The following is a 23,649-nucleotide window of genomic DNA, read 5'->3' on the forward strand; positions in this document are numbered from 1 at the left end:
GAGACGACAATGGATTTAGGACTCAAGGGCAAGAAAGTCATTCTCACCGGCGGTAGCCGTGGCCTCGGGCGTGCAGCGCTGGAACATTTTGCCGCAGAAGGCGCCGATGTCGCCTTCTTCTCGCGCAACGCCGAACAGGTTGCCACGGCGAAAAAGGAGCTCGAAGCCCACGGCGGCAAGGTCTTCGCCGATGCGCTCGATATGAGCGATCTCGACGGCTATGCCAAATGGCTTGAGAAAGCGGCGGGCGATCTCGGCGGCTGCGATATTTTCATCCACAATGTCAGCTCGTCGGGTGCCGGCGCAACCGGTGACTGGGAAGTTACGTTCAACACCGACATTCTCGGTGCGGTCAAGGCGATGGAAGTGCTGGAACCCCATCTCGAAAAATCCGACGATGGCAGCGTGATTTTCATGTCCTCCACCGCAGCCTTCGAAACCTTTGTTGCGCCACAGGCTTTCAACGCGATGAAAGCCGCGCTGATCACCTATGGCAGCCAGCTCGGCCAGGCGCTGGGTCCCAAGGGCATCCGCGTCAACATGGTATCCCCGGGCCCGATCAAATTCCCGGGTGGCAACTGGTCGCAGATCGAGAAAGGCATGCCGGAATTTTATGAAGGCACGAAGGCCGGCTTCGCCCTGGGTGATTTCGGCACCGCCGATGACGTAGCCCGCAGCGTCGTCTTCCTCGCCAGCCCCGCGTCCAGCTACACCACTGGCGCGCATCTGGTCATCGACGGCGGCTTCACCAAGCGCGTCCAGTTCTAAAACCACAAGCCTCCCCCTCCCGATCGAGGGGGAGGCTTGATCTGCCTTTCGGGCGCCGTGTTCCGGGTTGTGCTCATCAGCGCTGAGTGATTTTCCAGCCGGCCGCCATAGTCAAAATGGATGCTCTCGCAATCCCCCGATGATTTTATGAGGCAAGCGATGCAAAGCGCATTATAGCGCGCATCATGTCGACATCTGCGCAAAACTTCACTCTGCCCCGGTCCCTTTGGACTGCCATGCCCTATCTTGCCCTGTTCGGGGGGATGGCTTCCCTGGCGATAGGCACTTCCTTCGCAAAACAGCTGTTTCCACTGATCGGTGCGGAGGGCACATCCGCCCTGCGGGTCAGCCTGTCGGCGCTTATATTGATAGCCGTTTGGCGCCCTTGGCGTTTCAAGCTGAGCAAGGCTGATGCTGGCCGAATATTATTATACGGGCTCGTGCTGGGGCTGATGAATCTTGCCTTCTATCTGTCACTGCGCACAATACCGCTTGGACCGGCTATCGCGATCGAATTTATCGGGCCATTGGCTCTGGCGTTAATACACGCCCGTCGCTGGATTCACTTTGTCTGGGTTGGCTGCGCAGTTGTCGGACTGGGTCTTCTGCTGCCCCTCCGCGGCGGCGTCCATGCGCTGGATCCCGTCGGAGTGGCTTTCGCCGCAGCAGCAGGCCTGTTCTGGGCCCTGTATATTGTTTTCGGCAAGAGCCTGTCGCACATGCACGCAGGACAGTCCGTGGCCCTTGGCATGAGCACCGCCGCTCTGGTCATTTTACCCTTCGGCGTCATGAGCGCGGGTACAGCCTTGCTGTTGCCGTCGGTTCTGTTTGTCGGCCTGGGTGTCGCCCTGCTCTCCAGCGCTCTGCCTTACTCACTGGAAATGATTGCCCTGCGCCACATCCCGGAGCGGACCTTTGGCGTGATGCTATCTGCCGAACCGGCCCTGGGCGCGATTGCAGGCATGTTTCTTCTTCATGAACAACTCAGCGGCTTTCAATGGCTGGCCATCGGCTGCATCGTCATCGCCTCGATCGGCGCGCTTCTGACCACCGAATCGGACAATGCGATCATTACGCCCGGTGCCCCGGCATAGACGGCTGTCCCGTCTGCCAAGACAGATATTCCAGCCGCCTCAAGCGTGCGCGAGCGCATAATCGAGCGCCGCGCAAACAGCCGTGACCTGCGCCTCGTTGCATATCTGCGGGGTTGCTCGCGGGCTGTCGGGATAGACTTCGGTGGTTGTCCTGAACCGGGCATCGGTCATGGCGCCACACATGGCATATTGGGCTTGCGGATATTCGATCACGCCGTCAGCGACGACTGGCGAACCAATAATCATGTCATTCTCATCCGGCGGAGCGATATGGGTTACCCGTTCGACCGCCGCGATGATCGCCTGTTGGAAGGCGGGTTGCGGGTTCGCGCTGTCATCGACGAGATAGAAACCGTCCGGCACGATATCCGGCACATATTTTTTCCCGTCTCGTGCCGCCAGCGCGGGACGAAACTCGGTCTCGTCGCTATCGGTTGTTTCATGCAGGTCGATATGCAGAAGGAACGGCCCGGGCTGCGCAGCCACCAATGCCATCAGCGCGGCACACTCAGCCGCTTCGCTGCCTGTCTTGAAGTTGCGATTGGGATCCAGCGCGTTGTAATTCCAACGATTGACGCGCTCGTAGGCCCAAGGGCTCACGCACGGTGCGACAAGAAGATTGATCTTTCCGACATAGTCGGCTGCGCGCGTTTCCAGAAATTCAAGGGCACCCATTATGCCACTCGTCTCATAGCCATGGACGCCGCCGGTTACGAACGCCGTGGGCAGAGCCGGGTCATGAGGACCGTTCCGCAGAGCGAAGAGTGAATAGATTTTCTCAGCGTAATCGAGTTGGCCATATGTGATGATATCAAATTGGTCAGTCATTGCCTCGATCCGCGGCACAACGTCCTGAGCATATCGGCGCCGGACGGATTGACGTGCCCGCCATTGTTTCCGTTCATATTCGCCCCAAGCCTGGCCCGGAATTCCGATCGGATAAAAGGGATTACTATTCATTGGGGTCTCGCTGGCCGGAGGCATGAATCATGGTTGGGCATTCTTGCTGCCAATTCTAAACGAATTTCGAGCAAGTGCCAGCGCTGCAGTCCGCTTTCAGACCAATATAGACGCCAAAAACAAGCGAATCATCTTTCGATCACTTGCCTTTCCCGATGAAAGCCCCAATCCGCTCGTGCATATCGGGGCCGTGGCCTTCGCTCTCCATCACTTCCCATTGCAGTCCGGCGTCGAGCGGGCCGCCGTCGGTTGCCTCCAGCAGCCGCTTGTTCGCGGCGTGGGAAAATCCGGAATTGGCGACGATCTTGCATGCCAGTGCCTCGATCTCGGTATCAAACTGCGCGAGCGGCACCGCATATTCGGCAAGACCAATGCGCACCGCTTCCTCGGCATTGATCATGTCGGCGGTAAACATCAGCCGTTTGGCGGTGGCAACGCCCACTCGCCGCGGCAATCGCTGGCTCATCCCCCACACCGGGGTCAACGCCCATTTCGCATGGGTATCGCCAAAGCGCGCGCTGTCCGCTGCGAGAATGAAATCCGCCGCCAGCGCCACTTCCAGCGCGCCCGTATAGCAATGGCCGTGTACAGCCGCGATCACCGGCTTGGGCAGCTTCTCCAGCATCCGCAAGGTTTCGGAATGCCAGCCGGCCGACGGCAACGCTTCGCCCTCGGCAATATCGCCGAGATCATGCCCGGCGGAAAAGCATTTGCCCGCACCGCGGAGCACGACGCAGCCGATACTGTCATCCTTGCGCAGATCCTCGACATGGTGCCGCAGCTCGCGAAACATCGCCACCGTCAGTGCATTGAGCTTGTCAGCCCGATTGAGCGTCAGCAGCGTCCAGCCGTCCCGATCTTCCCGCAGCACCAGTTCCGCCATGTCCCTTCTCCCTTTATCCCGGCACGGTTCGTGCGAAGCCTGTCGCGCCAACTTGGTAACAGGCCCTTTGACGGCCACAGGACGAACGGTTTACGGGATTCCGGCCGCACAGGCAATCAGTTGACTGCCCGGTCCTTGCCTTCCCAATAAGGTGCGCGCAAATCCTTGCGCAAAATCTTGCCCGACGGATTGCGCGGCAGGGCGTCGATGAAATCGATCGACTTGGGACATTTATAGCCGGCAATACGCTGACGCGCGTCAGCGATCAGCTCTGCCTCGGTCAGCTCCTGCCCCTTTTTGACAACCACGCAGGCTTTTACCGCTTCGCCCCATTTTTCATCGGGCACTCCGATGACGGCAACATCCGCGACTTTGGGATTGGCATAGAGCGCATTCTCCACTTCCGCAGGATAGACATTCTCGCCACCGGAGATGATCATGTCTTTCAGTCGGTCCTGGATATAGAGATAACCATCCTCGTCGAGCGAACCGGCATCGCCCGTCTTCAGCCAGCCGTCGGCATCGATGGCTTCCGCAGTGGCATCAGGCCGGTTCCAGTAGCCCTTCATATTCTTGGCCGAACGAGTTGCGATTTCACCGATCGTGTAGGGCGGCAAGGTCTCTCCCGTTTCCGGATCGATGATCTTGATTTCGACACCGGGCAAAGGCGTACCGACCGAGCGCATCTTCTCGTTGCCGTTGACATCATGATCTTCCGGATTGAGCGTCGTGATCGTCCCGGACGTTTCGGTCATGCCGTACATCTGGACGAAACCGCAGCCCAGCACATCCATCGCCTGCTTCATCAGTTCCAGAGGTATCGGCGATGCCCCGTAGGTGATATATTGCAGATCGGAAAAATCGACCTCCTTGGCGCGGGGGTGATTGAGCAATATCTGGATCGCCGCCGGCACCATGAAAATTTTCGAGATCGTGTATTTCTCGATCAGGTCCAGCGCCTGGGTCGGGTCATATTCGGGCAGGACAACCGCGCTGCCGCCAGTGAACATCACGCCCAGGCCGGTGCCGGTGCCGCTGATATGGAAACAGGGCATGGCCAGCAGGGTAATCTCCCCCGGGATCGGCTTTTGCCAGTCCATCAGATCTTCTTCGGTCAACCCGGAACTGCGCGAGGAAAAAATCGAACCGCTGGTCATGATCGCACCCTTTGGGTGGCCGGTCGTGCCTGATGTATAAAGCTGTAGCGCGTCATCATCCTCCGCGCACGGGACCATCGGATCAACCGCGTCGAAACTATCACGCCATTCCGGATAGCTGGCAAATTCACCCTCGGCTTTCTCGCTGCCCAATATCAGATCGACATGGTCCAGATCGGCCGCGATCTTGCGGACCAGATCATCAAAGCCGGGGCCGATGAACAGGATCTTCGCCTGGCAGTCGTTGAGGATATAGGCCACTTCCGGCGGGGCGAGACGCCAGTTGACCGGGACCATAACGGCACCCAGCTTCGCCGCCCCCACCAATATTTCGAAATAGAGGTGACTATTCTTGCCCATATAGGCGATCCGGTCGCCCTTGCCGACGCCTTTCGACTTCAGCGCCTGAGCCGCCCGGCTGCTGCCTTCATCAAGCGCCGCATAGGTCATCTCGTCACCTTCATAGGTGAAAACTACGGAATCCGGTTGTTCCTGCGCGTGAAAACGCACCACATCGGCAACGGAAATAATATCTTCTTCGGTCATGCAATGGTCCTCTTGGCGCGATTCTGTGATCGGCTTTTCCATGGAATACATAGAGACGCCATGACATGATACAGCTAGCAGATTGACTAGCCGCAAAGCCCCGACTCCGGTGGCAAAAGCAATGCAAGCTGCTTTAGGGTAAATCCATGCGCGAACCGGCATTGCATCAGATCACCATGATGGAGGGAGGACCGGAGGGTCTTGTCCGCTTTGCCGCCGATGCCGGGCTGGCCGGTGTCTGCCTGTTTACCACCTCTCCGCTTGATGCCGCAGGCCGCAATATGTTCCCGCTGGTTTCTGCGGATGCGGCTCCGTCATTCGGGCGTCTGCTCCGCGACCATCACGTGTCTGTCATCAATGCGGAATATTTCCCGGTGATGGCCGGGCGGGATGTTGCCGACTATCTCCCCGCCATCAGTCTTGCCGCAGAAATCGGCGCCAGACGGCTGGTCAGCCATGTTCACGATACCGATCCGCACCGCGCGGAAGACCAGTTGTCCCATCTTTGTACCCTGGCTCGCGCGCACGATCTCGATGTCGGACTGGAATTCACCGGCTTTGCCGCCGGTTGCAACAGCCTGCAAAAAGCCGTTGCTCTACACACTCGTCTTGCCCAGCCCAATCTGGCCATCGCGATCGATGCGCTCCATCTGTTCCGCACTGGCGGCACTATAGAGCAATTGCGATCCGTCGATCCGGCTATCATCGGCTACGCCCAGCTCTGCGACGGTCCCGCCTTGCATCTGTCAGCCGACTATCTGGATGAAGCGATGAACCGGATGGTCCCCGGAGAGGGTGTCTTCCCCCTGCGCGAGCTTGTCAGTTTGCTGGGCTCCCATGTCGATATCGACATCGAAGTTCCGGCTTTCATGAGACCATCGAAAATCAGCGCGAGAGATTGGGCCCAACGCGCGGTCCGGGGAAGCCGCAGACTGCTGGGCTAGGACGCGGGCGGCGGAACGTCCGGTGCAGGCAAATCCGACAAATCGAGCCAGCTGTTTCCGGACTGGCCATAGAAACTGTCCAGCACCGCGAACGGCAGGCTGAATGGCCGGCCCCAGCTGCTGTTCCACATTGCCACCACGCCCGTTCGCGCTGCTGGATCGAAAATCATCGTCGAGCGAAAGCCGTCTACCGCTCCGCTGTGCCCGACCAACTGCCGGTCAGAATAGGTAAAACTGCGCCAGCCAAGTCCGTAATGCGGATCCTTTAGCGCGCGGGCCAGATCGCCCCGGTAGACACGATGCGTCCGGACCAAGGGCGCATGGGCCAGCGTCAGCGCTGTGCCCGAGAGGACATCGCTGTTCTCGCCCATCTGCGCGCGCATCCAGCGGGCCATATCGACAATATTGCTGCTCACACCGGCAGCTGCAGGCACCCGCCAGTAGGATTCCGACAGGGTCCGCACCTGATCACCGCGATGCGGCCGCGCCCAGCTTTTCGCGCCGGTCAGACCGCTCATGCCGAATTGCGCGCTTGTCATGCCGAGCGGTTCGAACAGACGCTTTTGCACCGCATCAGAATATAATGTTCCCGCTGCCTGACCCAATATTTCGCTCGCCGCGTCGAAGGCGATATTCTGGTAGCTGTGGCAGCTGCCCGGCACGCATTGCAAAGGGGCATCGACCAGCTGCCTGCGAAGCATTCCGGGATCCTCGCCGTCCTCCAGCTTGCTGTCATAGGCATTTTTCGTGAGGCCTGTCCGGTGGGAGAGCAGTTGCGCCAGATTTATCTGCGTTTCAGCATTGCCCGGAAGCCGTAGCGAAGAGTGCCAGCTGCTCAATGGCGCCTGCAGATTGAGCCCGCCCTCTTCCGCCAATTGGGCCGCAAGCACACCCGCGACGCCTTTTGAAACCGAAGCCCAGCGGAAAACCGTATCCGGCATCACCCGATCGCCGCTTTCCCTGTCGACCACGCCATAGGTTCCGACAAAGCGCAGCTCGCCATCTTCGACAATCGCTACCGCCAGCCCTGCCATTTCGGGCCGCGCTGCCAGCACCGTAAAGTCGCGGTCGAGACCGCGATAATCAATCTTGCCGTGCCAGTCGTCCGCCGCAACCGGAAGCTTCTCCTGCGCCACCTGTTGGGCGAGCAGGGGTAGCGGAAAACCCGCGCGCTGTTCCACCAGCGCGCGATAGCCGTTCCAGCTCACCAGCAGCAGAGCCGCCAGCCCGAACAGCAGCGCCAGAGATCTTTTCACCGCCCGGATCTTATAGGGCTAGTTCATAGGCCGCAGAGGTTTTGGCAGCAACATCCTCGGCGCTGACATCCGGTGCTAGCTCAATCAGACGGAACGGACTGTCATGGTCTGGCCGCTGGAACACGCACAGATCGGTAATGATCATGTCGACGACATTGGTACCGGTCAGCGGCAAGGTGCATTCCGGAATGAATTTGGGGCTGCCGTCCTTGGCACAATGATCCATCACGACGATGATCTTCTTCACGCCCGCGACCAGATCCATCGCCCCGCCCATGCCCTTGATCATCTTGCCGGGGATCATCCAGTTGGCGATATCGCCATTCTCGGCGATTTCCATCGCGCCCAATACCGTCAGATCGATATGGCCGCCGCGGATCATGGCAAAGCTGTCGGACGAACCGAAATAGCTTGAAGATGGCAGCTCGCTGATCGTCTGCTTGCCGGCGTTGATCAGATCGGGATCAATCTCGTCCTCATAGGGAAACGGTCCGATGCCCAGCATTCCATTCTCGCTCTGCAAGGTGACTTCCACGCCGGGCGGGATATGGTTGGCAACCAGCGTGGGAATACCGATGCCGAGATTCACATAATAGCCGTCATGCAGTTCCTTTGCCGCCCGAGCGGCCATTTCATCGCGAGTCCAGGGCATATCTATCCTTCTTTGTCATCTGGTTTGGCTGTCGGCTTCCTGGTCGCCTCCACAAGCGGAGGCGGGGTCAGAAACCAGCCGTTGTCAAACATATGATTGAGCGCAATCGCGCCGTCGGGTTCCAGCAAATAGTCAAAAAGTTCGTCAAAATCGGCACGGTCGTCACCCGCGATGGCGACAATACAATAGTTTCGCGCGGCATCCCAACGCCGCACCTGTTTGCGGTCATCCCCTCCGCGGTCAAGAAAAAGAAAATCATCCGATCCGGAACGCGAAAGACCGGCCTCGTTGAGAATGGCAGAGATTCTCCCGGATGCGGCCACCGGATGATCAGACAGCCAGATCACGCTGATCTCGGCCGAATGCAGACGGCCGAGCGCCTCGACCAGACCATTTTGCCGGTAAAGCGTGTCGGCCTTGATCAGGTCACCGCCCGTCGGACTATCGAGATCAATCAGAACGGCCAACGGCTTGCCTTCGCATTCGATGGTTTCCGGCTCGAAAATATCCACGCGCGGGACCAGCACCACCGAATCGACGCCCTCTCCGGCTTCCAGTCTGGCCGATTGCTGCAGCGCATGGGCCGCGAAATCAGCATAAGGGGACGCGTCCAGACCCGGCGTCGGGATTACCGGGGAATCGCGGTCGGCAGATTCTCGCTCGAGATCGAGCCCGGCAATTTCGAACGCACCGCCCTGTCCGGCGAAACCAGCGTCTTTCTCCCGCATTTCCACCGCCTCGTCACCGTCGAGCCCGATCGTCACGGAGCCAGCCGGAATCGCCAGATCAATCGCTCCGGATGCGACCAGATCCTGTTTCGCCTTGGTCCGGTCGATCTGTGCTTTCCCCATGGTGCCGATTGCCGCGAGCGGCAATATTGCGGCCACGCAGCCGGAGAGCAACGGCAAGGCTGTCAGTATCAGCAGAGACAGGCGGATTTGCGCCATCAGGCGTCTTCGCGCTCCCGGGTCATGCGGAATTCGATCTTCTTGTCGTAGGGCGATCCGTCGATCAGCCGTTTCACATAGATTCCCGGCAGATGGATGCTATCGGGATCCAGCTCGCCCACTTCGACAATCTCCTCGACCTCGGCGACGCAGATCTTGCCTGCGGTCGCCATTGGCGCGTTGAAATTGCGGGCAGTCTTGCGGAAAATCAGATTGCCCGCCTTGTCCGCTTTCCAGCCCTTGATCAGGCAGAGGTCGGCAAAAATGCCCCGCTCGAGAATATAGGTTTCGCCGTCGAATTCCTTATGCTCCTTGCCCTCAGCCACCTGGGTGCCAACCCCGGTCTTGGTGTAGAATCCGGGTATCCCCGCACCGCCGGAGCGGCACCGTTCGGCCAGCGTGCCCTGCGGACAGAATTCCACCTCCAGTTCGCCGGAGAGAAATTGCCGTTCAAATTCCTTGTTTTCGCCGACATAGGAAGAGATCATCTTCTTCACTTGGCGCGAACGCAGCAATTTGCCGAGACCTTCATTGTCGATACCGGCATTGTTGGAGGCTATGGTGAGATCTTTGACCCCGTCTTCCTGGATCGCGTCAATCAGCCTTTCCGGGATCCCGCACAGGCCAAAGCCGCCCACGCAGAGATGCATTCCGTCAAATAATAGACCCTCGAGAGCGGCCGCCGCATCCGGATAGATTTTCTTCATAAATATGCTTTCCTGACTGATCGCCCGCCATCTAGCGCAGGAGGCGCACGAGCGTCCAGAATAGAATATGCTTGAATCGGCTTATCGGTTATGCGCGGATGCATGTTGCGTGTACTTGCCTGCCTGTCCCTGTTCTTCTTTCTTGTCCCGGTCACATATGTGCGGGGCCCCGAGCCGCCGGCAAATGACAGCCAGTATATCGCGCTCGAACCGGTCATGCTCGACGCCCGGGACCCAGACCGCACCCGGATCGGCCGTCTGGAATTTCTCGGCGGCTGGAAAATAACCAGCGATAACGAGGAATTCGGCGGCATATCCTCGATGCTGGCGCTGGCCGACAACCGCTTCCTGATGCTGAGCGATAACGGCACGCTGGTCGGCTTTACATTGGACGAGGCCAATCAAGCGGCGGTCCGGCCGTTCATTGCCCCCCTGCCCGACGGCCCCACACCGCCCAACGAACATGCCAAGAAAAACTGGGATTCAGAATCCTTCCTGCATGATCCCGCAACCGGCCAGTTCTGGGTCGGTTACGAACATCAGCACAGTATCTGGCGCTACGGTCCGTCCTTAGCGCGCAAGGAATCGGCGAATTTCCCGAAAGCGATGCAGAAATGGCCCGACAATGGCGGCGCGGAAGCCATGCTCCGTTTGCCGGACGGCCGCTTTCTGGTTTTCTCGGAATCCGCGGATTATTCCGGTGGCGGCTACCAGGCGCTGGTCTTTGACGGAGACCCTTCCGAAGCGGACACCAAGGCCCGGCTGATGGGCTATCGGGGGCCCGAGGGCTACCGGTTGACCGATGCGGTGCTGATGGATGACAAGACAGCATTGATGCTGCACCGGCGCTTCACCCCGATCGACGGGGTCTCCGCGATATTGTCGGTTGCGCGATTGGCCGATTTCCGGCCGGGCACAGTCGCCACGTCGATCCCGGTCGCGACGCTGAAACCACCGGTCAAGGTCGACAATATGGAAGCTCTCGCCGTTACGCGCGACGGGGACAGGGTGATTGTCTGGATCGCATCGGACGACAATTTCAATATGCTGCAGGAATCTCTGTTGTTCAAATTCCGGCTGCTGGATGCCGAAGACAGCGCAAAAAGGCCCCGGCCCGGGCAGAAAAACGAAAAAGCCGGAGCGAGCCCCGGCTTTTCTGCGTTCGAATCGGAATGATCGCTTAAGCGGCGGCGGCCTGCTTTTTCACGATTTCCTTTTTGATGCGTTTGACGCGCAGGCTCAACTTTTCGTCCTTGGTTTTCAACAGCCAGTTGTCGAGGCCGCCAACATGTTCCACGGAACGCAGACCATGGGTGGAAACACGCAGTTTCACGCCCTTGCCCAGTGTATCAGACAAAAGAGTCACATTTTGCAGATTGGGCAAAAATGTCTTCTTGGTCCGGTTTTTGGCGTGCGACACATTATTGCCTACCAGCCGAGTCTTACCTGTCAGTTCGCAAATCCGCGACATCGTAAAAGTCCAATTTCTTGTTATTGAGTGATTCCCAGCGGGAAAGAGCGGTCACCTAACCATAATCGAGCCATGCGTCAAGCATGTCCGAGCCATTTTGCGCGAACCGGTCCGTCTCCGGCTCCCTATAGCCTTCGGACCGCTTCCGCGCTACTCCACCGGCATGACGGCAGCAAGATATACTTCATTCATGGGCGACGCGCTCGAGCAGGCGCACGCGGCTGTCGCTGTCGACGAAGTGCCGGTCGGCGCGGTGATCGTCCGGGATGGCCATATCATCGGCCGCGGCCATAACCGTACCCGCATCGATCAGGACCCGACGGCCCATGCCGAGATTGTCGCGATTCGGCAGGCGGCCCGATTTCTCGGCAATGACCGGCTGGACGACTGCGATCTGTGGGTGACGCTGGAGCCCTGCACCATGTGCGCCGGCGCGATTGCCCACGCCCGTTTGCGCCGGCTCTATTATGGTGCGGAGGATCCCAAGGGCGGAGCGGTGGACAGCGGTGTACACTTCTTCGACGCCCCGACCTGCCATCACCGTCCCGAGGTTTACGCCGGGATAGAGGGCAAGCGCTCGGCTGAGTTGCTGCTGGATTTTTTCCGCGGCCGGCGCGATTGACAGCTAGTGCACAAAGCGCGCGACAACATCGCGATAGCTGCGTGACACTTTTACCTGTGCGCCCGATCCCAAAATCAGGAAACATTCGCCATTGGTGTGCGGCTTCACTTCCCGGACCTGGCTCAGGTTGACGATAGTCGAGCGGTGCACCCGCTGGAAATGACGCGGGTCGAGGCGTTTCTCCAGATCCTTCATGGTTTCGCGCAGGATCAGGCTGTTGTCCGCGGTATAGATGCACATATAGTCGCCAGCGGCGTCGATCCGTTCGATCGTGTCGACATCGACGCGGAAAATCTGGCCGCGGTCTTTGACATTGATCAGCTTCTCATAGCGATTCGCCGTCGCAGGCTCCTCCGATTCGTCGATATTGGCCATGGCATCGGGTGCCACTTCACTGAGCACATTTTTCAGCTTTTCCAGCTCGGCCCCACCGCGTTTTTCCAGCAGACGCTTGCGCACCCGGTCGATCGCATCGGCCAGCCGGTCTTCCTCGACCGGCTTCACCAGATAGTCGATTGCTTCCGCCTCGAAGGCACGCACGGCATGTTCGGAATAGGCGGTTACAAAGATGAACAGGGGCGGTTCGATTTCCATAATCCCCTGAACCACCGAAAAACCGTCGAACCCCGGCATCTGGATATCCAGAAAGACCAGATCGGGCTTCAGGGTCTTGATCTTGCGAATCGCTTCGCGGCCATTGCGACAGGTGTCGACAATCTCGATATCGTCAAATTTTTCGAGCCGGATCTGCAGGCCCTGAATAGCCAGCTTCTCGTCATCGACTAATATTGTCCTGATCGTCATGTTTTTAAATCCTTATGCTGAAATGATGCCATCGTCCGTGCATTTGCCGGCTCCCGCTGATGGTCATCACTGGATGCATGCTCCCCAAAAATAGTCTCGTTTCTCAACTGCTCTCCGGTGGCGGCATGATCTGCCGCTTCCCGCTGAATTTGCTCTCTGGTTTCAAATGGCAAGGCAATGAACACCGAAAAGCCTTCGCCGGGCGAAGAGCGCGTTTCGAATATCGCGCCTTCTCCATAAGCCTGGTTTAATCGCTCCTGAATATTGCCAAGCCCTACGCCGGTCGATTCAGCTTTTCCGCTCGTATTTCCTGCCTTGCCCGGTCCGGTGTCCGAAACGGTAATCCGCAACTTGTCGCCATCGAGATGGGCCGAGACCGAAATATCCGCCCCTTCTTCCTGCGGTGTCACCGCATATTTGATCGCATTCTCGACCAGAGGCTGCAGCAGGAGCGAAGGCAATAGCGCGTTGCGCACGGCCGGATCGATATCGAAATGCGACCGCAACCGTTCCTCGAAACGCATTTTCTCGATATCCAGATAAAGGTGCAGGGTTTCCACTTCCTGCGCCAGCGTTACCCGGCTGTGGACTTCATTGACCAAAGTATGGCGCAAGAAAGAGGATAGGCGCGAGAGCATGGCATTGGCCGGTTCGGTCTGGCGCAGCAGCACCAGCGTCGAAATACTGTTCAGTGTGTTGAACAGGAAATGGGGGTTGAGCTGATAGCGCAACATCGCCAGCTGCGCGCGGGTTGCCTGCGCTTCCAGTTGCAGCAGCTGGTCATTCTGTTCTTCGACCCGCAGGAAGAAATTGATGGCGTAATACAGCGCCGACCAGGCCCCCAACAGCATGATGCCCAGAAAGAGCGAACCGAGAAACAGAGTCCCGAAGGCCGTTTCCGAAGTCGGGTTCTGGATAAGAAATACCCAGGCGTCGATGAAGGCGTAGAGAGCGGAGGCAATGGTCAATATGACGGCGGTACTGCTCCAGGTCACAATCGGACGGCGGTGGATCAGATTTTTGTAAACCACCGACAAAAGCAGCGAAATCGAATAGCCGGTGATGGTCGAGATGATCACCGGCACCAGAAAGCTCAGCGGTAGCCCGTTGGAAATCCCGCCGATCGCGCGCAAGATAAGCGCACCGGCCCAGCCGGCGGACTGCAGGTTCCAGAACGCGCGGTTCTTGTTGCCAAAAAACGGCTGGGGTCGAATTTCCATGACGGCCATCACCTTATCTATAGCGGGGCATTGCCGCTTGGGAAAGAATCGCCTATCATTTGGACAAATAAGTCGGGAAACGGCAGACTTCTGACGATATTGCCAGGATATTGGCATTGTCGGCCATGAAACTCCTGCCGGATATCCGAATATGCAAAGAGGAGAGTATCATGGGCGGTCCCAACGAAGTTCGGGCAAAATTCCCTTCCATGGAAGAGGGCACGCAGGAAGACTGGCAGATCATCGGCGGGCATTTCGCCCCTTTTGCCAGCAAGGTTGCCGACCGGGTGCTCGACCATTTGAAATTGCTCGACGGCGATTTTGGCGGTTTCCCGATCGACCGGATGCAGCACAGCCTGCAAACCGCAACCCGCGCGCACCGCGATGGCCGGGACGAAGAATATGTCGTAATGGCCTTGCTGCATGATGTCGGTGACACGCTTGGCACCTACAATCATCCCGATATTGCCGCTGCGATCCTGAAACCTTTTGTCAGCGAGAAAAATCACTGGATCACCGAAAAGCACGGCATTTTCCAGGGCTATTATTTCTTCCATTATCTCGGCCAGGATCGTGACATGCGCGAACAGTTTCGCGGTCACGAACATTTCGAGGATTGTGCGGAATTTTGTGCGAAATATGACCAGACGGCCTTCGATGCCAATTATGACACGGCGCCGCTGGAATTTTTCGAACCCATGGTCCGTCGTGTCATGGCGCGTCCGGTAAACAGCATTTACGCGACCGAATAGGGACGGCTTGCCAGCCGCTTCAGGCGGCGGAAGATTCGCCGATATCCTTTAGATTCCGGACGACGATATCGTCGCGCCGGGCACCGTCGGCATCCGGCTTAAACTCCGATTCGTCGATCCAGCACAGGTCCTCCATTTGCAATATCCGGCCATCATGGGCCTGCATGCTGATCTGGGCAATCGGTTGCCGGTCACGCGAATCACACAAGATCGGATTGGACTGGACGCCGGTTTCCCATCTTTCGCCCCATTGCCGCAGCGCAATCATCGTCGGCAACAGATCCTGCCCCTTGTCGGTCAGTCGATATTCGACTTTTCGCTTGTCATGATCACAGGGACGACGGGTCATGATTCCCGCTTCCACCATCCGGGTAAGCCGATTGGCCAATATGTTACGGGCAATGCCGATTTCACACAGAAAATCTTCAAAATGTCCGACACCATTGAGGGCGGCGCGCAAGATCATGAAGCACCAGCGTTCCCCAATCACTTCCAGCGAAACCGGAAGACTGCATTCATCGCCCGGCAGACTCGATAGATTTTCTCTGATTTTATCCATGCATCGTTCCTAACCCAGTTTTTTCGTCTGTGCGAAAAAAATATACATTTTTAGTTGCAACTTAAAACTTATCAATATAAGTATTGATTCGCAACCTAGATTGCAATGCCCGATTTCTTCCCCTTGCGGCCGCTCCCCGGCTGGACGCAGAAAACGACTGACGAAAGGAAATATCATGCTTCTCTCCCAAAGCCCGCTTCGCGCCTCCATATTCTTCTCGATCGCGGCGATGGCCTCGCTCACCCTGTTTACGGCAACGACGGCCGAGGCGCGGAGCACACCCATTGCCTATACCGCCGAACTGCAAGCCCCGGTAGAATCGTCTCAGGAAATCATCAAAGGCGCGGTAGTGCGCTGTTCCGGGACCGGCTGCGTCGGTACGAAAAGCAACTCCTCCGCCCGTTCGGTCTGCGCCAAAATCGCCGACAAGTTCGGCCCGCTCGCCAGCTTCGCCTACAAGGACGAAGCGTTCGATGCCGAGGCGCTCGCACAATGTAACGACTGATTTGACCGTCCCCGTCTGACCGGCCTTCTCACTCCCCGTGGCAGCCAGATTCCTGGCCCCCGCCGGTCAGCTTTGGCGCCGAAGCCTGTCCTAGCTTCCCTTCCCCGGAAACTAGCGGCGGCTTCGGCGCTCTTTTTTGTTGCCCCGACACCAAAAGCGCACCATCTTTAGCCTATGCTGAGACAATATGAACTGGTGGAACGTGTAAGATCCTACGATCCGGATGCAGATGAGGATCTGATCAACCGGGCCTATGTCTTTTCCGTGCAGCGGCACGGCAGTCAGAAACGCGCCAGCGGCGACCCCTATTTCAGCCATCCTATCGAGGTTGCCGGGCTGATGACCGACCTCAAGCTGGACCAGCAGACAATTGTAACCGCACTGCTCCACGATACCGTCGAGGATACGCTCACCACCACCGAAGAAATCAGCAAATTATTCGGTTCCGAAATCGCCCGGCTGGTCGATGGCGTGACCAAACTGTCAAAAATCGAAGCCCAGACCGATAATGAAAGAGCCGCAGAAAATCTGCGCAAATTCCTGCTCGCCACATCTGATGATATCCGCGTGCTGCTGGTCAAGCTGGCCGACCGGCTGCACAATATGCGGACCCTGCATTTCATCAAGAGCGAAGAGAAACGCCTGCGGATCGCCCATGAGACCATGGATATCTATGCGCCGCTGGCCGAGCGGATCGGCATGTATGAATATATGCGCGAGATGCAGCTTCTGGCTTTCGAGCATATGGAACCGGAAGCCTATGTAACGATCACCAAGAGACTGCAGACGATCAAGGAAGGCGACGAGGGTCAGGTAGACAAGATTGCCCTGTCGATCCAGAAGGCGCTTGAAAGCGGCGGGCTGGCAGCGGATGTCAATGGAAGGGAGAAACACCCCTATTCGATCTGGCGCAAGATGCAGGAGCGGCACGTCAGCTTCGAACAGCTGACCGATATCATGGCGTTCCGCGTGGTGACCGACAATAGTGCCGAATGCTACCGGGCGCTCGGCATCCTGCACGAGAAATGGAAAATGGTGCCGGGCCGGTTCAAGGACTATATTTCCACGCCCAAGCGCAACGGCTACCGCTCGATCCATACGACCATCATGCACGGCAACAATATGCGCGTGGAAATCCAGATCCGCTCGCAGCGCATGCATGAGGATAATGAATTCGGTCTTGCCGCGCACTGGGCTTATAAACAGGGCAACCGGCCCGATGGACAGGCCGGCTGGATCCGCGACCTGATCGAGATCCTGGACCAGGCGGAAGATGCCGAAGAATTGCTCGAACATGCCAAGCTGGCGATGTACCAGGACCGGATTTTTGCCTTCACCCCGAAAGGGACCCTGCTGCAGCTGCCGCGCGGATCGACCACGGTCGACTTTGCCTATGCGGTGCACACCGATCTCGGAAACCAGGCGGTCGGTGCCAAGGTCAACGGGCGGCACGTCCCGCTCCGGACCCAGCTGCAAAATGGCGATGTTGTCGAAATCCTCAAGTCCAAGGGACAGGAACCGCAGCCGGGCTGGCTGTCCTTTGTCATTACCGGCAAGGCACGCGCTGCCATCCGCCGCAACGTCCGGTTCAAGGAACGCGACGAGATTATCGCCATCGGCACGGAACTTTACGAGGAAATCATCGAGCGGCTGCCCGGCAAGATCGGCAAGCGCGCGATCAAGGCCGCGCTCAAGCGGCTGGACCTGAAGGAGCCGGACGACCTGATGATCGCGATTGGCACCCGTCAGCTCAGCGATCGGGAAGTGATGGAAGCGATCATCCCGGGTAGCGTGCACGACAATGACGACGAGCGGCAATGGCCGGAACAGGATCGCGCGATCTCGATCAAGGGCCTGACGCCCGGCGTCGCCTTCAATCTCGCCGAATGCTGTCACCCGGTGCCCGGAGACCGGATCGTCGGCTTGCGCCGCAGCGGCCAGAATGTCGAGGTGCACACGATCGACTGCCAGAGCCTTGCCGACGGCGTCGATGCCGACTGGGTCGATCTCAGCTGGGGCAATGAAAGCGATGGCGCCGCGGCGCGGCTATGCGTGGTCTTGCACAACAAGCCGGGGACGCTGTCCGAAATGGCGGGGATTTTCGGCTTTCACAACGCCAATATCCTGAACCTGCGCCTGTCCCACCGGGACGGCCCGTTCCATACCTTCGACGTCGATCTGGAAGTACACAATGTCCACCATCTGATGCGGATATTGTCAGCCCTGCGCGCGTCGGAAGCGGTCGCTCAGGCCGAACGCACATGATCGCGTCGGCAAGCCTGGATTAGTAGCCGGGCGCGGGATCAGCGGCTTGGCGGTGGTCCGCCGGGCATGCCCTCAGCCTGCATCTGCTGACGTAATTCTTCCATCTGCGCCTGCGAAATGAAATCGATCAGCGTAACGTCGAAAATCAGCAGGCTGTTCGGCGGGATCTGTTCGCCGGGGGAAGCTTCGCCATAGGCCAATTCGGACGGGATCCAGATGCGGTATTCGCCGCCTTTCTGCATCAGCTGCAGCGCTTCGGAAAAACCGGGAACTACGGCGCCAACCGGCATCGGTGCCTGCTCGTTGGCATCGAAAACCGTGCCGTCGCGCAACTGGCCTTCATATTTGACCAGAGCCGTGTCGGTGGCGACCGGCGAAGGCCCCTCGCCCGGAGTGATGACTTTATATTGCAGCCCGGATTCGGTTGTTACAACGCCGTCTTCACCGGCATTGGCTGCCAGAAACTGCTCGTTGGACGCGCCCGTCACAACCGCACTCTGGGTCCCTGCATAGGCGAGACCGAATGCTGCGGCAGCAATCAGCAATACACCGATCCAGATCTTGGTCAGTGAACCCTTTTTGATGGGATGAATCGGAACCGTCGTAACAGACATGGGCGGGCTACCTTAGTTCTTGTGGAGCCGAAGCGCTTAAATGAGACCGTCGCGTTCCATACGCTTGCGATCCATCTTGCGGGCGCGACGTACGGCAGCTGCCTTTTCGCGAGCACGCTTTTCAGACGGCTTTTCATAATGGCGACGCAGTTTCATTTCGCGATAGACGCCTTCACGCTGCAATTTTTTCTTGAGCGCCCGAAGGGCCTGATCAACATTATTATCGCGAACCATGATTTGCATAAGACTGAGTAACTCCGTTCAGATTTCGTAGCGGTCCAGAAGCAATTTCTTCCGGCCTATATTAGTGTAAAAGCCATAAAAAAGGGTTTGCAGCAGAATCAATCTGCTTCAATCTCGCGCCGCCTATCAATTTCTTGGAACCGAGGCAAGCTTTTACGCGATTCTTTGCGCGAATGAGGGCGGCTTGGCCTTCGTCTTTTCGGGTCATTGCTATAATATGGCGAATAACAAAAGAATAGCCGATTCGAGGAGAGACAGACATGGCCACCGCAATCAACATCCAGTCCAGCTGCAGCGAAGCAGAATGGCAAGCGCGCCAGCGGCTCGCCGCCTGTTACCGGATATTTGCCTATCTCGGCTGGGACGAGATGATCTTCAACCATATCACGCTCAAGGTTCCCGGCGAGGATGATGCTTTTCTGATCAATCCCTATGGCCTGCACTTCAGCGAGGTCACCGCCTCGACCCTGGTCAAGATCGATATCGATGGCAATACGCTCGACGGCTCGACCTATCCGGTCAACAAGGCCGGCTTTACCCAGCACAGCCTGTTCCATCGCGAATTGCCCGACGTCCATGCGATCATCCACACCCACACGACCGCGACCATGGCGGTATCTTCGGTCGAAGGCGGCCTGCAGCCGATCAATTTCTACGCCGCCGCGATCGTCCCGCGCCTCGCCTATCACAAGTTCGAAGGCATCACCGTGCACGAGGATGAAGGCCCGCGCTTTCTCGCCAGCCTTGGCCAGAAACGGATGATGATGCTGGAAAATCACGGACCGGTGGTGATGGGCCGGACACTGGAACAAGCCTTCCTCAACCACTGGGTGCTGCAACGCGCCTGCGAAATCCAGATGCAGACCCTGTCGATGGGCAAACCGGTGCTGATCGGTGAAGAGGTGATCAAAAAGCATCTCGACAATCTGTCGCAGGCCTCGATCGATCCGCTGCAGCAGGGCGTCCCCGAATTCGACGCAATGGTGCGGCTGATTGATCGCGAAGACAAAAGCTGGCGCGACTAATAACCGCTTTCGTCATGCCGAACCTGTTTCAGCATGACGGGCATTGGCCCATGACCAAATTTGCCGACGATGCGAATGCCCATCAGCATTTACTCAACCCGGCATTGTGAGAACGAGCGCCGATAAATAGAGGCCGAAGCCAAAAACGCTATGGCCCAAAATGCTGCTCAGACGGGCTACCAGTGGGTTGGGCGTATTTGCGGCTGCGATTCCCGCTCCCATCGCTGGTTGCATGATGAAGAAAGGCGCCACAACCGTGGCCAAGCCGATGGCAAGTGCGGGCGCGAGTGTCGGATTGCTGATCCAGTTCGACCCGAAGAATAGAAACAGCACCGTCGCATAGAATATTCCGATAATATAATGTGCGCTCCAGCCGATCAATCGTTCGCGGGCTATAGGCGGGGCAGCGGCGATATCGTGATGAACAAACCGGCCTTTTGGAAAATATCCAAGCCACCGGCCCACTCTGGCCCAATTGGCGACAGGGAGGCCCAGCACATGGCCCGCGAACAGTGCCCACAGGTCTAGCAAGGCCGTGGCGCCGATACCTATTGCGACAACTTCAATTACAAGTTCTGGAGTGTTCGGGTTCATATTGCCTTGCCATATGTTATGATATATCATGCTATTTAGGCCTTGTTTATGGCTCCGTCAATACAACTTGTCGGGCTGCATTGTCGGACCGCATTTTCTGATGTAACGATTGGCTTCATGACCAAATTCACCGTCAACGACCGTCCGGTCCAGTACCGGATGGACCCGGAAACCCCCCTGCTATGGGCGCTGCGCGACGCATCCAATCTCACCGGCACCAAATATGGCTGCGGCACGGGCGATTGCGGCGCCTGCATGGTCGAGGTCGACGGCGAGGCGATCCGCTCCTGTCTGGTCACCATCGGCGAGATGGAGGGCCGTTTTGTCACGACGATCGAAGCGCTGTCGCGCGATCGCAGCCATCCGGTGCAACAGGCCTGGGCGGCAGAGAATGTCCCGCAATGCGGCTTCTGCCAGTCCGGCATGATCATGGCGGCGGCGGTATTGCTGAAGAAAAATTCCAATCCGTCAAAGTCCGAGATTGACGAAGCGATCACCAATATCTGCCGCTGCGGCACCTATCCGCGCATCCGCGAGGCGATCCAGCGCGCCGGTCGCGTTGCCCGCGGAGAAGCGGTGCTTAGTTCAGCTCCGCCGCCGGGTATCGACCCGGAAGATGCCGCCAAGGCCGTGCCGGCGCTGACCCCCAAGGAATGAGTTGTTCACCCGAGACGGCGGGTGTCCATCCAGGACCATCAGGATACAGCCCGGCCGGAATTTTGAAGCGCTTTCAGGGCGCAAAGAGCTGAACCTCTTCCCGATTGGGCGCTGACCCGATTTTTGGCGATGGGCCCCGGTCTTCGCCGGGGTACAAGTTCCGCGAAAAGTCTAAAAGCCGAATTTCACGGTCAGCCGCGCGTTGAGCGGTTCACCGGTTGAAATATTGTCATTATTATGGACCGACGGATAATAAGTTTCGTCGAACAGATTTTCCACGTTGAGCTGGACCTGCACCTTCTCGCTGACGTCATAGTAAAGAGCAGCGTCGACCCGGGTGAAAGCCGGTATGCGGACGCTATTGTCGTTGGTCGCGAACTGGCTCGACTGATGGGTCACACCGACACCGGCCGCAAATTGCGTGGTGAAATCATATTTGGTCCACAGCGAAACCATATGTTCCGGCACCTGGAAAAGGCGCAGTTCCTGACCGGCAACGGTAGTCGCATTGCGTTGCTGGCCATCGAGATAGCTATAGCCTGCATTGATTTGCAACCGTTCCGTCAGCTTGCCGACGAGCTGGAACTCGACGCCTTCGGTCCGCGACCCGGACAAGGTGCTATTGCCCTGATTGTCGAGCAGGATAGACTGGTCGTCCCGGTCCAGACGGAACAGCGCTGCGGTCAGGCTAAGCCCGGATGTCAGGTCATATTTTACACCGATTTCGTAATTCTCGAAGGTTTCCGGTGCGAGATTGGCGGTGCTCGGGGTGAGCGTCAGAAACTGGTCACCCGAACGGGGCAGAAAGCTTTTGGCATAGCTCGCGTAAATCGAGATATTTTCCTGCGGCTTGTAGATCGCGCCGAATCGCGGCGAGAATTTTTCGTCCGTCCGGCTGAGCAGCAAGCTGTTCTGGATATCGTTGACATCAAGATCAAAACGATCAAAACGCACGCCGCCGATTATATCGAAATGATCACCAATACTGATCTGGTTCTGCACATAAAGCGACAGGAATTTCAGGTCGGAAACGGTGCTGCGGCTGAATGCCGGAAAGGTGAATGCCGGAACGACGATAGGGTCGGTTAGCGGAACCACTATCTGGTCATCACTGCTGGCGGCAAAGAATATATCACGGCGGGCATTGGCAGATTTTTGCTGGCCGATTTCATAACCGAGCAACAGGCTGTGGCCCAGAGCACCAGTATCGCCCGTCCACAACAAATTGCCCTGCGTGATGAAATTCTCGCGGTCAGTCGTGTCGACATAGCCGTCGAGCGTGACCGAATTGGCGACGGGCGTCAGCCGGATATCGTTGCTCACCGCATCGACCGGATAGACGTTGCGATAGAGCTTGTCATAATCGCCATATTGGGTGGTCGAACTGAAGCTCAGCTCATCACTGAAATCATGCTCCACCCGCAACTTGACGATATGGGCCTGCAGCGTCGTGCGGTTGGTTCCGGGCTGGCCGAACAATGTATCGCGATATCCGGCAAGCGGTCCGCAAGGGTCGCCGAACGAGCAGGCATCCCCTGCGGCGCGCAGTTCCGCCGGATTGCCGCGGTCTACCGCACGATCATCATCAACATATTCGTAGGACAGCAATATCCGGTTCTTGTCGTCCAGTTCGGTACCGAATGTCGGGTTGATGGCGAAACGGCGGCCATCGTAAAAATCGCGATGGTTGTTGAAATCCTCATAAAGGCCATTGAGCCGGAAGGCCGCGGAATCGCCGACGGGCAGATTCAGGTCACCGGCAAAAAAAAATGCGCCAAAGCTGTCGACACTGGCGGTCGCTTCGCCAAATTGCCGATCGGAGATCGGTGATTTCGTCACCCTGTTGACGATTCCGCCACCGCCGCCCCGGCCAAAGATCATCGCATTGGGGCCTTTATGAATTTCAACCCGCTCGATATTATAGAGCGGCCGGAAATATTGGACATCATCGCGAATACCATCGACGAAGAAATCGGCGGTGGTGTTCTGCCCCCTGATGGTGATCTGGTCGCGATTGCCTTCGCCCTGTCCGATCGATGCGCCAGGCGTATAACGGAGAATATCCCCGATATCCTGAAGCGCTTGGTCATCCAGTTGCTCGCGGGTCAGGACTGATACGGTTTGGGGAGTATCTATGAGCGGCACGTCGGTTTTCAAACCAGCGCTGCTGATCGCGACATAGCCCTGCTTTTCACCAGTTACGATAATTTCCTGATCGTCGGAAAAGCCTTCCTCCCACATCTCCTGACCGGATGCGTGCGCCGGACTTGCCGCGACCGCGGCCAGACTAACAGAGGTTAAAAGGCACAACAAACGGCACGAAACAATATCCACAGACCCCCCTCGCTTGAGAATTATTCTCAATTGCCGCTTCGCTAATGCGATTAGTTCTCATAAGCAACAA

Annotated in this window: 25 protein-coding genes; 10 read left to right on the top strand and 15 right to left on the bottom strand. The window is 57.7% G+C overall.

Annotated elements, in window-relative coordinates:
- The first annotated feature begins 9 nt into the window (after positions 1-9).
- Both ACHZCJ_RS09155 and ACHZCJ_RS09160 read left to right on the top strand, forming a co-directional pair.
- Positions 10-768 carry an SDR family NAD(P)-dependent oxidoreductase gene (locus ACHZCJ_RS09155; protein WP_159647609.1) on the top strand — a complete coding sequence of 253 codons (759 nt, stop codon included), beginning with the start codon at positions 10-12 and terminating at the stop codon, positions 766-768.
- Between the two features lie 236 nt (positions 769-1,004).
- The gene (locus tag ACHZCJ_RS09160; RefSeq protein ID WP_321325812.1) at positions 1,005-1,862 is read left to right on the top strand and encodes a DMT family transporter; all 858 of its coding nucleotides are present in this window, start codon (positions 1,005-1,007) and stop codon (positions 1,860-1,862) included.
- A gap of 39 nt (positions 1,863-1,901) precedes the next feature.
- On the opposite strand, the gene ACHZCJ_RS09165 is transcribed toward ACHZCJ_RS09160, so the two are convergent.
- The 3 genes from ACHZCJ_RS09165 to ACHZCJ_RS09175 all read right to left on the bottom strand — a co-directional run bounded on the left by ACHZCJ_RS09165 (position 1,902) and on the right by ACHZCJ_RS09175 (position 5,408).
- Entirely contained in the window at positions 1,902-2,690 is a 789-nt protein-coding gene (locus tag ACHZCJ_RS09165) for a M14 family metallocarboxypeptidase (protein ID WP_321325814.1), read from the bottom strand.
- A 271-nt stretch (positions 2,691-2,961) separates the two neighbouring features.
- Positions 2,962-3,705: an enoyl-CoA hydratase/isomerase family protein gene (locus tag ACHZCJ_RS09170; protein ID WP_321325816.1), complete on the bottom strand. Its 744-nt coding sequence runs from the start codon at positions 3,703-3,705 to the stop codon at positions 2,962-2,964.
- Between the two features lie 116 nt (positions 3,706-3,821).
- Entirely contained in the window at positions 3,822-5,408 is a 1,587-nt protein-coding gene (locus ACHZCJ_RS09175) for a fatty acid--CoA ligase (RefSeq protein ID WP_159647605.1), read from the bottom strand.
- A 146-nt stretch (positions 5,409-5,554) separates the two neighbouring features.
- On the opposite strand from ACHZCJ_RS09175, the gene ACHZCJ_RS09180 reads away from it, so the two are divergent.
- Entirely contained in the window at positions 5,555-6,352 is a 798-nt protein-coding gene (locus ACHZCJ_RS09180) for a sugar phosphate isomerase/epimerase (protein ID WP_321325819.1), read from the top strand.
- Here ACHZCJ_RS09180 and ACHZCJ_RS09185 read toward each other — a convergent pair.
- The 4 genes from ACHZCJ_RS09185 to ACHZCJ_RS09200 are packed head-to-tail and all read right to left on the bottom strand — an operon-like array spanning position 6,349 to position 9,914.
- Positions 6,349-7,608 (bottom strand): serine hydrolase domain-containing protein, encoded by a 1,260-nt coding sequence (locus ACHZCJ_RS09185; RefSeq protein WP_321325821.1) that lies wholly within the window; start codon positions 7,606-7,608, stop codon positions 6,349-6,351. The two genes, ACHZCJ_RS09180 and ACHZCJ_RS09185, sit on opposite strands and share 4 nt — an antisense overlap.
- A gap of 10 nt (positions 7,609-7,618) precedes the next feature.
- Entirely contained in the window at positions 7,619-8,260 is a 642-nt protein-coding gene (locus ACHZCJ_RS09190) for a 3-oxoacid CoA-transferase subunit B (protein WP_159647603.1), read from the bottom strand.
- Between the two features lie 2 nt (positions 8,261-8,262).
- Positions 8,263-9,207 carry a hypothetical protein gene (locus ACHZCJ_RS09195; protein WP_321325823.1) on the bottom strand — a complete coding sequence of 315 codons (945 nt, stop codon included), beginning with the start codon at positions 9,205-9,207 and terminating at the stop codon, positions 8,263-8,265.
- The gene (locus ACHZCJ_RS09200) at positions 9,207-9,914 is read right to left on the bottom strand and encodes a CoA transferase subunit A (RefSeq protein WP_159647601.1); all 708 of its coding nucleotides are present in this window, start codon (positions 9,912-9,914) and stop codon (positions 9,207-9,209) included. The genes ACHZCJ_RS09195 and ACHZCJ_RS09200 overlap by 1 nt, the downstream gene beginning before the upstream one ends.
- Positions 9,915-10,016: 102 nt before the next feature.
- Here ACHZCJ_RS09200 and ACHZCJ_RS09205 point away from each other — a divergent pair, with 102 nt between their 5' ends.
- Entirely contained in the window at positions 10,017-11,090 is a 1,074-nt protein-coding gene (locus ACHZCJ_RS09205) for an esterase-like activity of phytase family protein (RefSeq protein ID WP_321325827.1), read from the top strand.
- Positions 11,091-11,094: 4 nt separating this feature from the next.
- Here the strand turns inward: ACHZCJ_RS09205 and rpmB are convergent, their stop codons facing one another.
- Positions 11,095-11,385 (bottom strand): 50S ribosomal protein L28, encoded by a 291-nt coding sequence (gene rpmB, locus ACHZCJ_RS09210; RefSeq protein ID WP_159647599.1) that lies wholly within the window; start codon positions 11,383-11,385, stop codon positions 11,095-11,097.
- Between the two features lie 190 nt (positions 11,386-11,575).
- Here rpmB and tadA point away from each other — a divergent pair, with 190 nt between their 5' ends.
- Complete coding sequence (gene tadA / locus ACHZCJ_RS09215; RefSeq protein WP_201295689.1) at positions 11,576-12,007, top strand: tRNA adenosine(34) deaminase TadA; 432 nt, start codon at positions 11,576-11,578, stop codon at positions 12,005-12,007.
- Positions 12,008-12,010: 3 nt separating this feature from the next.
- On the opposite strand, the gene ACHZCJ_RS09220 is transcribed toward tadA, so the two are convergent.
- Positions 12,011-12,811 carry a LytTR family DNA-binding domain-containing protein gene (locus tag ACHZCJ_RS09220; RefSeq protein WP_159647597.1) on the bottom strand — a complete coding sequence of 267 codons (801 nt, stop codon included), beginning with the start codon at positions 12,809-12,811 and terminating at the stop codon, positions 12,011-12,013.
- Complete coding sequence (locus tag ACHZCJ_RS09225; protein WP_321325830.1) at positions 12,808-14,040, bottom strand: histidine kinase; 1,233 nt, start codon at positions 14,038-14,040, stop codon at positions 12,808-12,810. The genes ACHZCJ_RS09220 and ACHZCJ_RS09225 overlap by 4 nt, the downstream gene beginning before the upstream one ends.
- A 161-nt stretch (positions 14,041-14,201) precedes the next feature.
- Between ACHZCJ_RS09225 and ACHZCJ_RS09230 the strand changes: the two genes are divergently transcribed.
- Complete coding sequence (locus ACHZCJ_RS09230) at positions 14,202-14,783, top strand: HD domain-containing protein (protein WP_159647595.1); 582 nt, start codon at positions 14,202-14,204, stop codon at positions 14,781-14,783.
- Between the two features lie 19 nt (positions 14,784-14,802).
- On the opposite strand, the gene ACHZCJ_RS09235 is transcribed toward ACHZCJ_RS09230, so the two are convergent.
- Positions 14,803-15,342: a helix-turn-helix domain-containing protein gene (locus ACHZCJ_RS09235; RefSeq protein ID WP_159647594.1), complete on the bottom strand. Its 540-nt coding sequence runs from the start codon at positions 15,340-15,342 to the stop codon at positions 14,803-14,805.
- A gap of 175 nt (positions 15,343-15,517) precedes the next feature.
- On the opposite strand from ACHZCJ_RS09235, the gene ACHZCJ_RS09240 reads away from it, so the two are divergent.
- Both ACHZCJ_RS09240 and ACHZCJ_RS09245 read left to right on the top strand, forming a co-directional pair.
- Positions 15,518-15,847, top strand: coding sequence for a CC_3452 family protein (locus ACHZCJ_RS09240; protein ID WP_159647593.1), 330 nt, complete (start codon positions 15,518-15,520; stop codon positions 15,845-15,847).
- Between the two features lie 174 nt (positions 15,848-16,021).
- The gene (locus tag ACHZCJ_RS09245) at positions 16,022-18,112 is read left to right on the top strand and encodes a bifunctional (p)ppGpp synthetase/guanosine-3',5'-bis(diphosphate) 3'-pyrophosphohydrolase (RefSeq protein WP_321325834.1); all 2,091 of its coding nucleotides are present in this window, start codon (positions 16,022-16,024) and stop codon (positions 18,110-18,112) included.
- Positions 18,113-18,150: 38 nt separating this feature from the next.
- On the opposite strand, the gene ACHZCJ_RS09250 is transcribed toward ACHZCJ_RS09245, so the two are convergent.
- Complete coding sequence (locus ACHZCJ_RS09250) at positions 18,151-18,726, bottom strand: FKBP-type peptidyl-prolyl cis-trans isomerase (RefSeq protein WP_159647591.1); 576 nt, start codon at positions 18,724-18,726, stop codon at positions 18,151-18,153.
- 36 nt (positions 18,727-18,762) lie between these two features.
- Complete coding sequence (rpsU, locus tag ACHZCJ_RS09255) at positions 18,763-18,969, bottom strand: 30S ribosomal protein S21 (protein ID WP_067197663.1); 207 nt, start codon at positions 18,967-18,969, stop codon at positions 18,763-18,765.
- A gap of 260 nt (positions 18,970-19,229) precedes the next feature.
- Here rpsU and ACHZCJ_RS09260 point away from each other — a divergent pair, with 260 nt between their 5' ends.
- Positions 19,230-19,994, top strand: a complete 765-nt coding sequence (locus ACHZCJ_RS09260) for a class II aldolase/adducin family protein (protein ID WP_321325838.1) — start codon at positions 19,230-19,232, stop codon at positions 19,992-19,994.
- Between the two features lie 93 nt (positions 19,995-20,087).
- Here ACHZCJ_RS09260 and ACHZCJ_RS09265 read toward each other — a convergent pair whose 3' ends face one another.
- Positions 20,088-20,588 carry a DUF2938 domain-containing protein gene (locus ACHZCJ_RS09265; protein ID WP_321325840.1) on the bottom strand — a complete coding sequence of 167 codons (501 nt, stop codon included), beginning with the start codon at positions 20,586-20,588 and terminating at the stop codon, positions 20,088-20,090.
- 117 nt (positions 20,589-20,705) lie between these two features.
- Here ACHZCJ_RS09265 and ACHZCJ_RS09270 point away from each other — a divergent pair, with 117 nt between their 5' ends.
- Entirely contained in the window at positions 20,706-21,245 is a 540-nt protein-coding gene (locus ACHZCJ_RS09270; protein ID WP_159647588.1) for a (2Fe-2S)-binding protein, read from the top strand.
- A 171-nt stretch (positions 21,246-21,416) separates the two neighbouring features.
- Here the strand turns inward: ACHZCJ_RS09270 and ACHZCJ_RS09275 are convergent, their stop codons facing one another.
- Positions 21,417-23,486, bottom strand: a complete 2,070-nt coding sequence (locus tag ACHZCJ_RS09275; protein WP_394700086.1) for a TonB-dependent receptor — start codon at positions 23,484-23,486, stop codon at positions 21,417-21,419.
- Positions 23,487-23,649 lie beyond the last annotated feature (163 nt).

The organism is uncultured Parasphingorhabdus sp. (assembly GCF_963677535.2).
Taxonomy (GTDB): Bacteria; Pseudomonadota; Alphaproteobacteria; order Sphingomonadales; family Sphingomonadaceae; genus Parasphingorhabdus.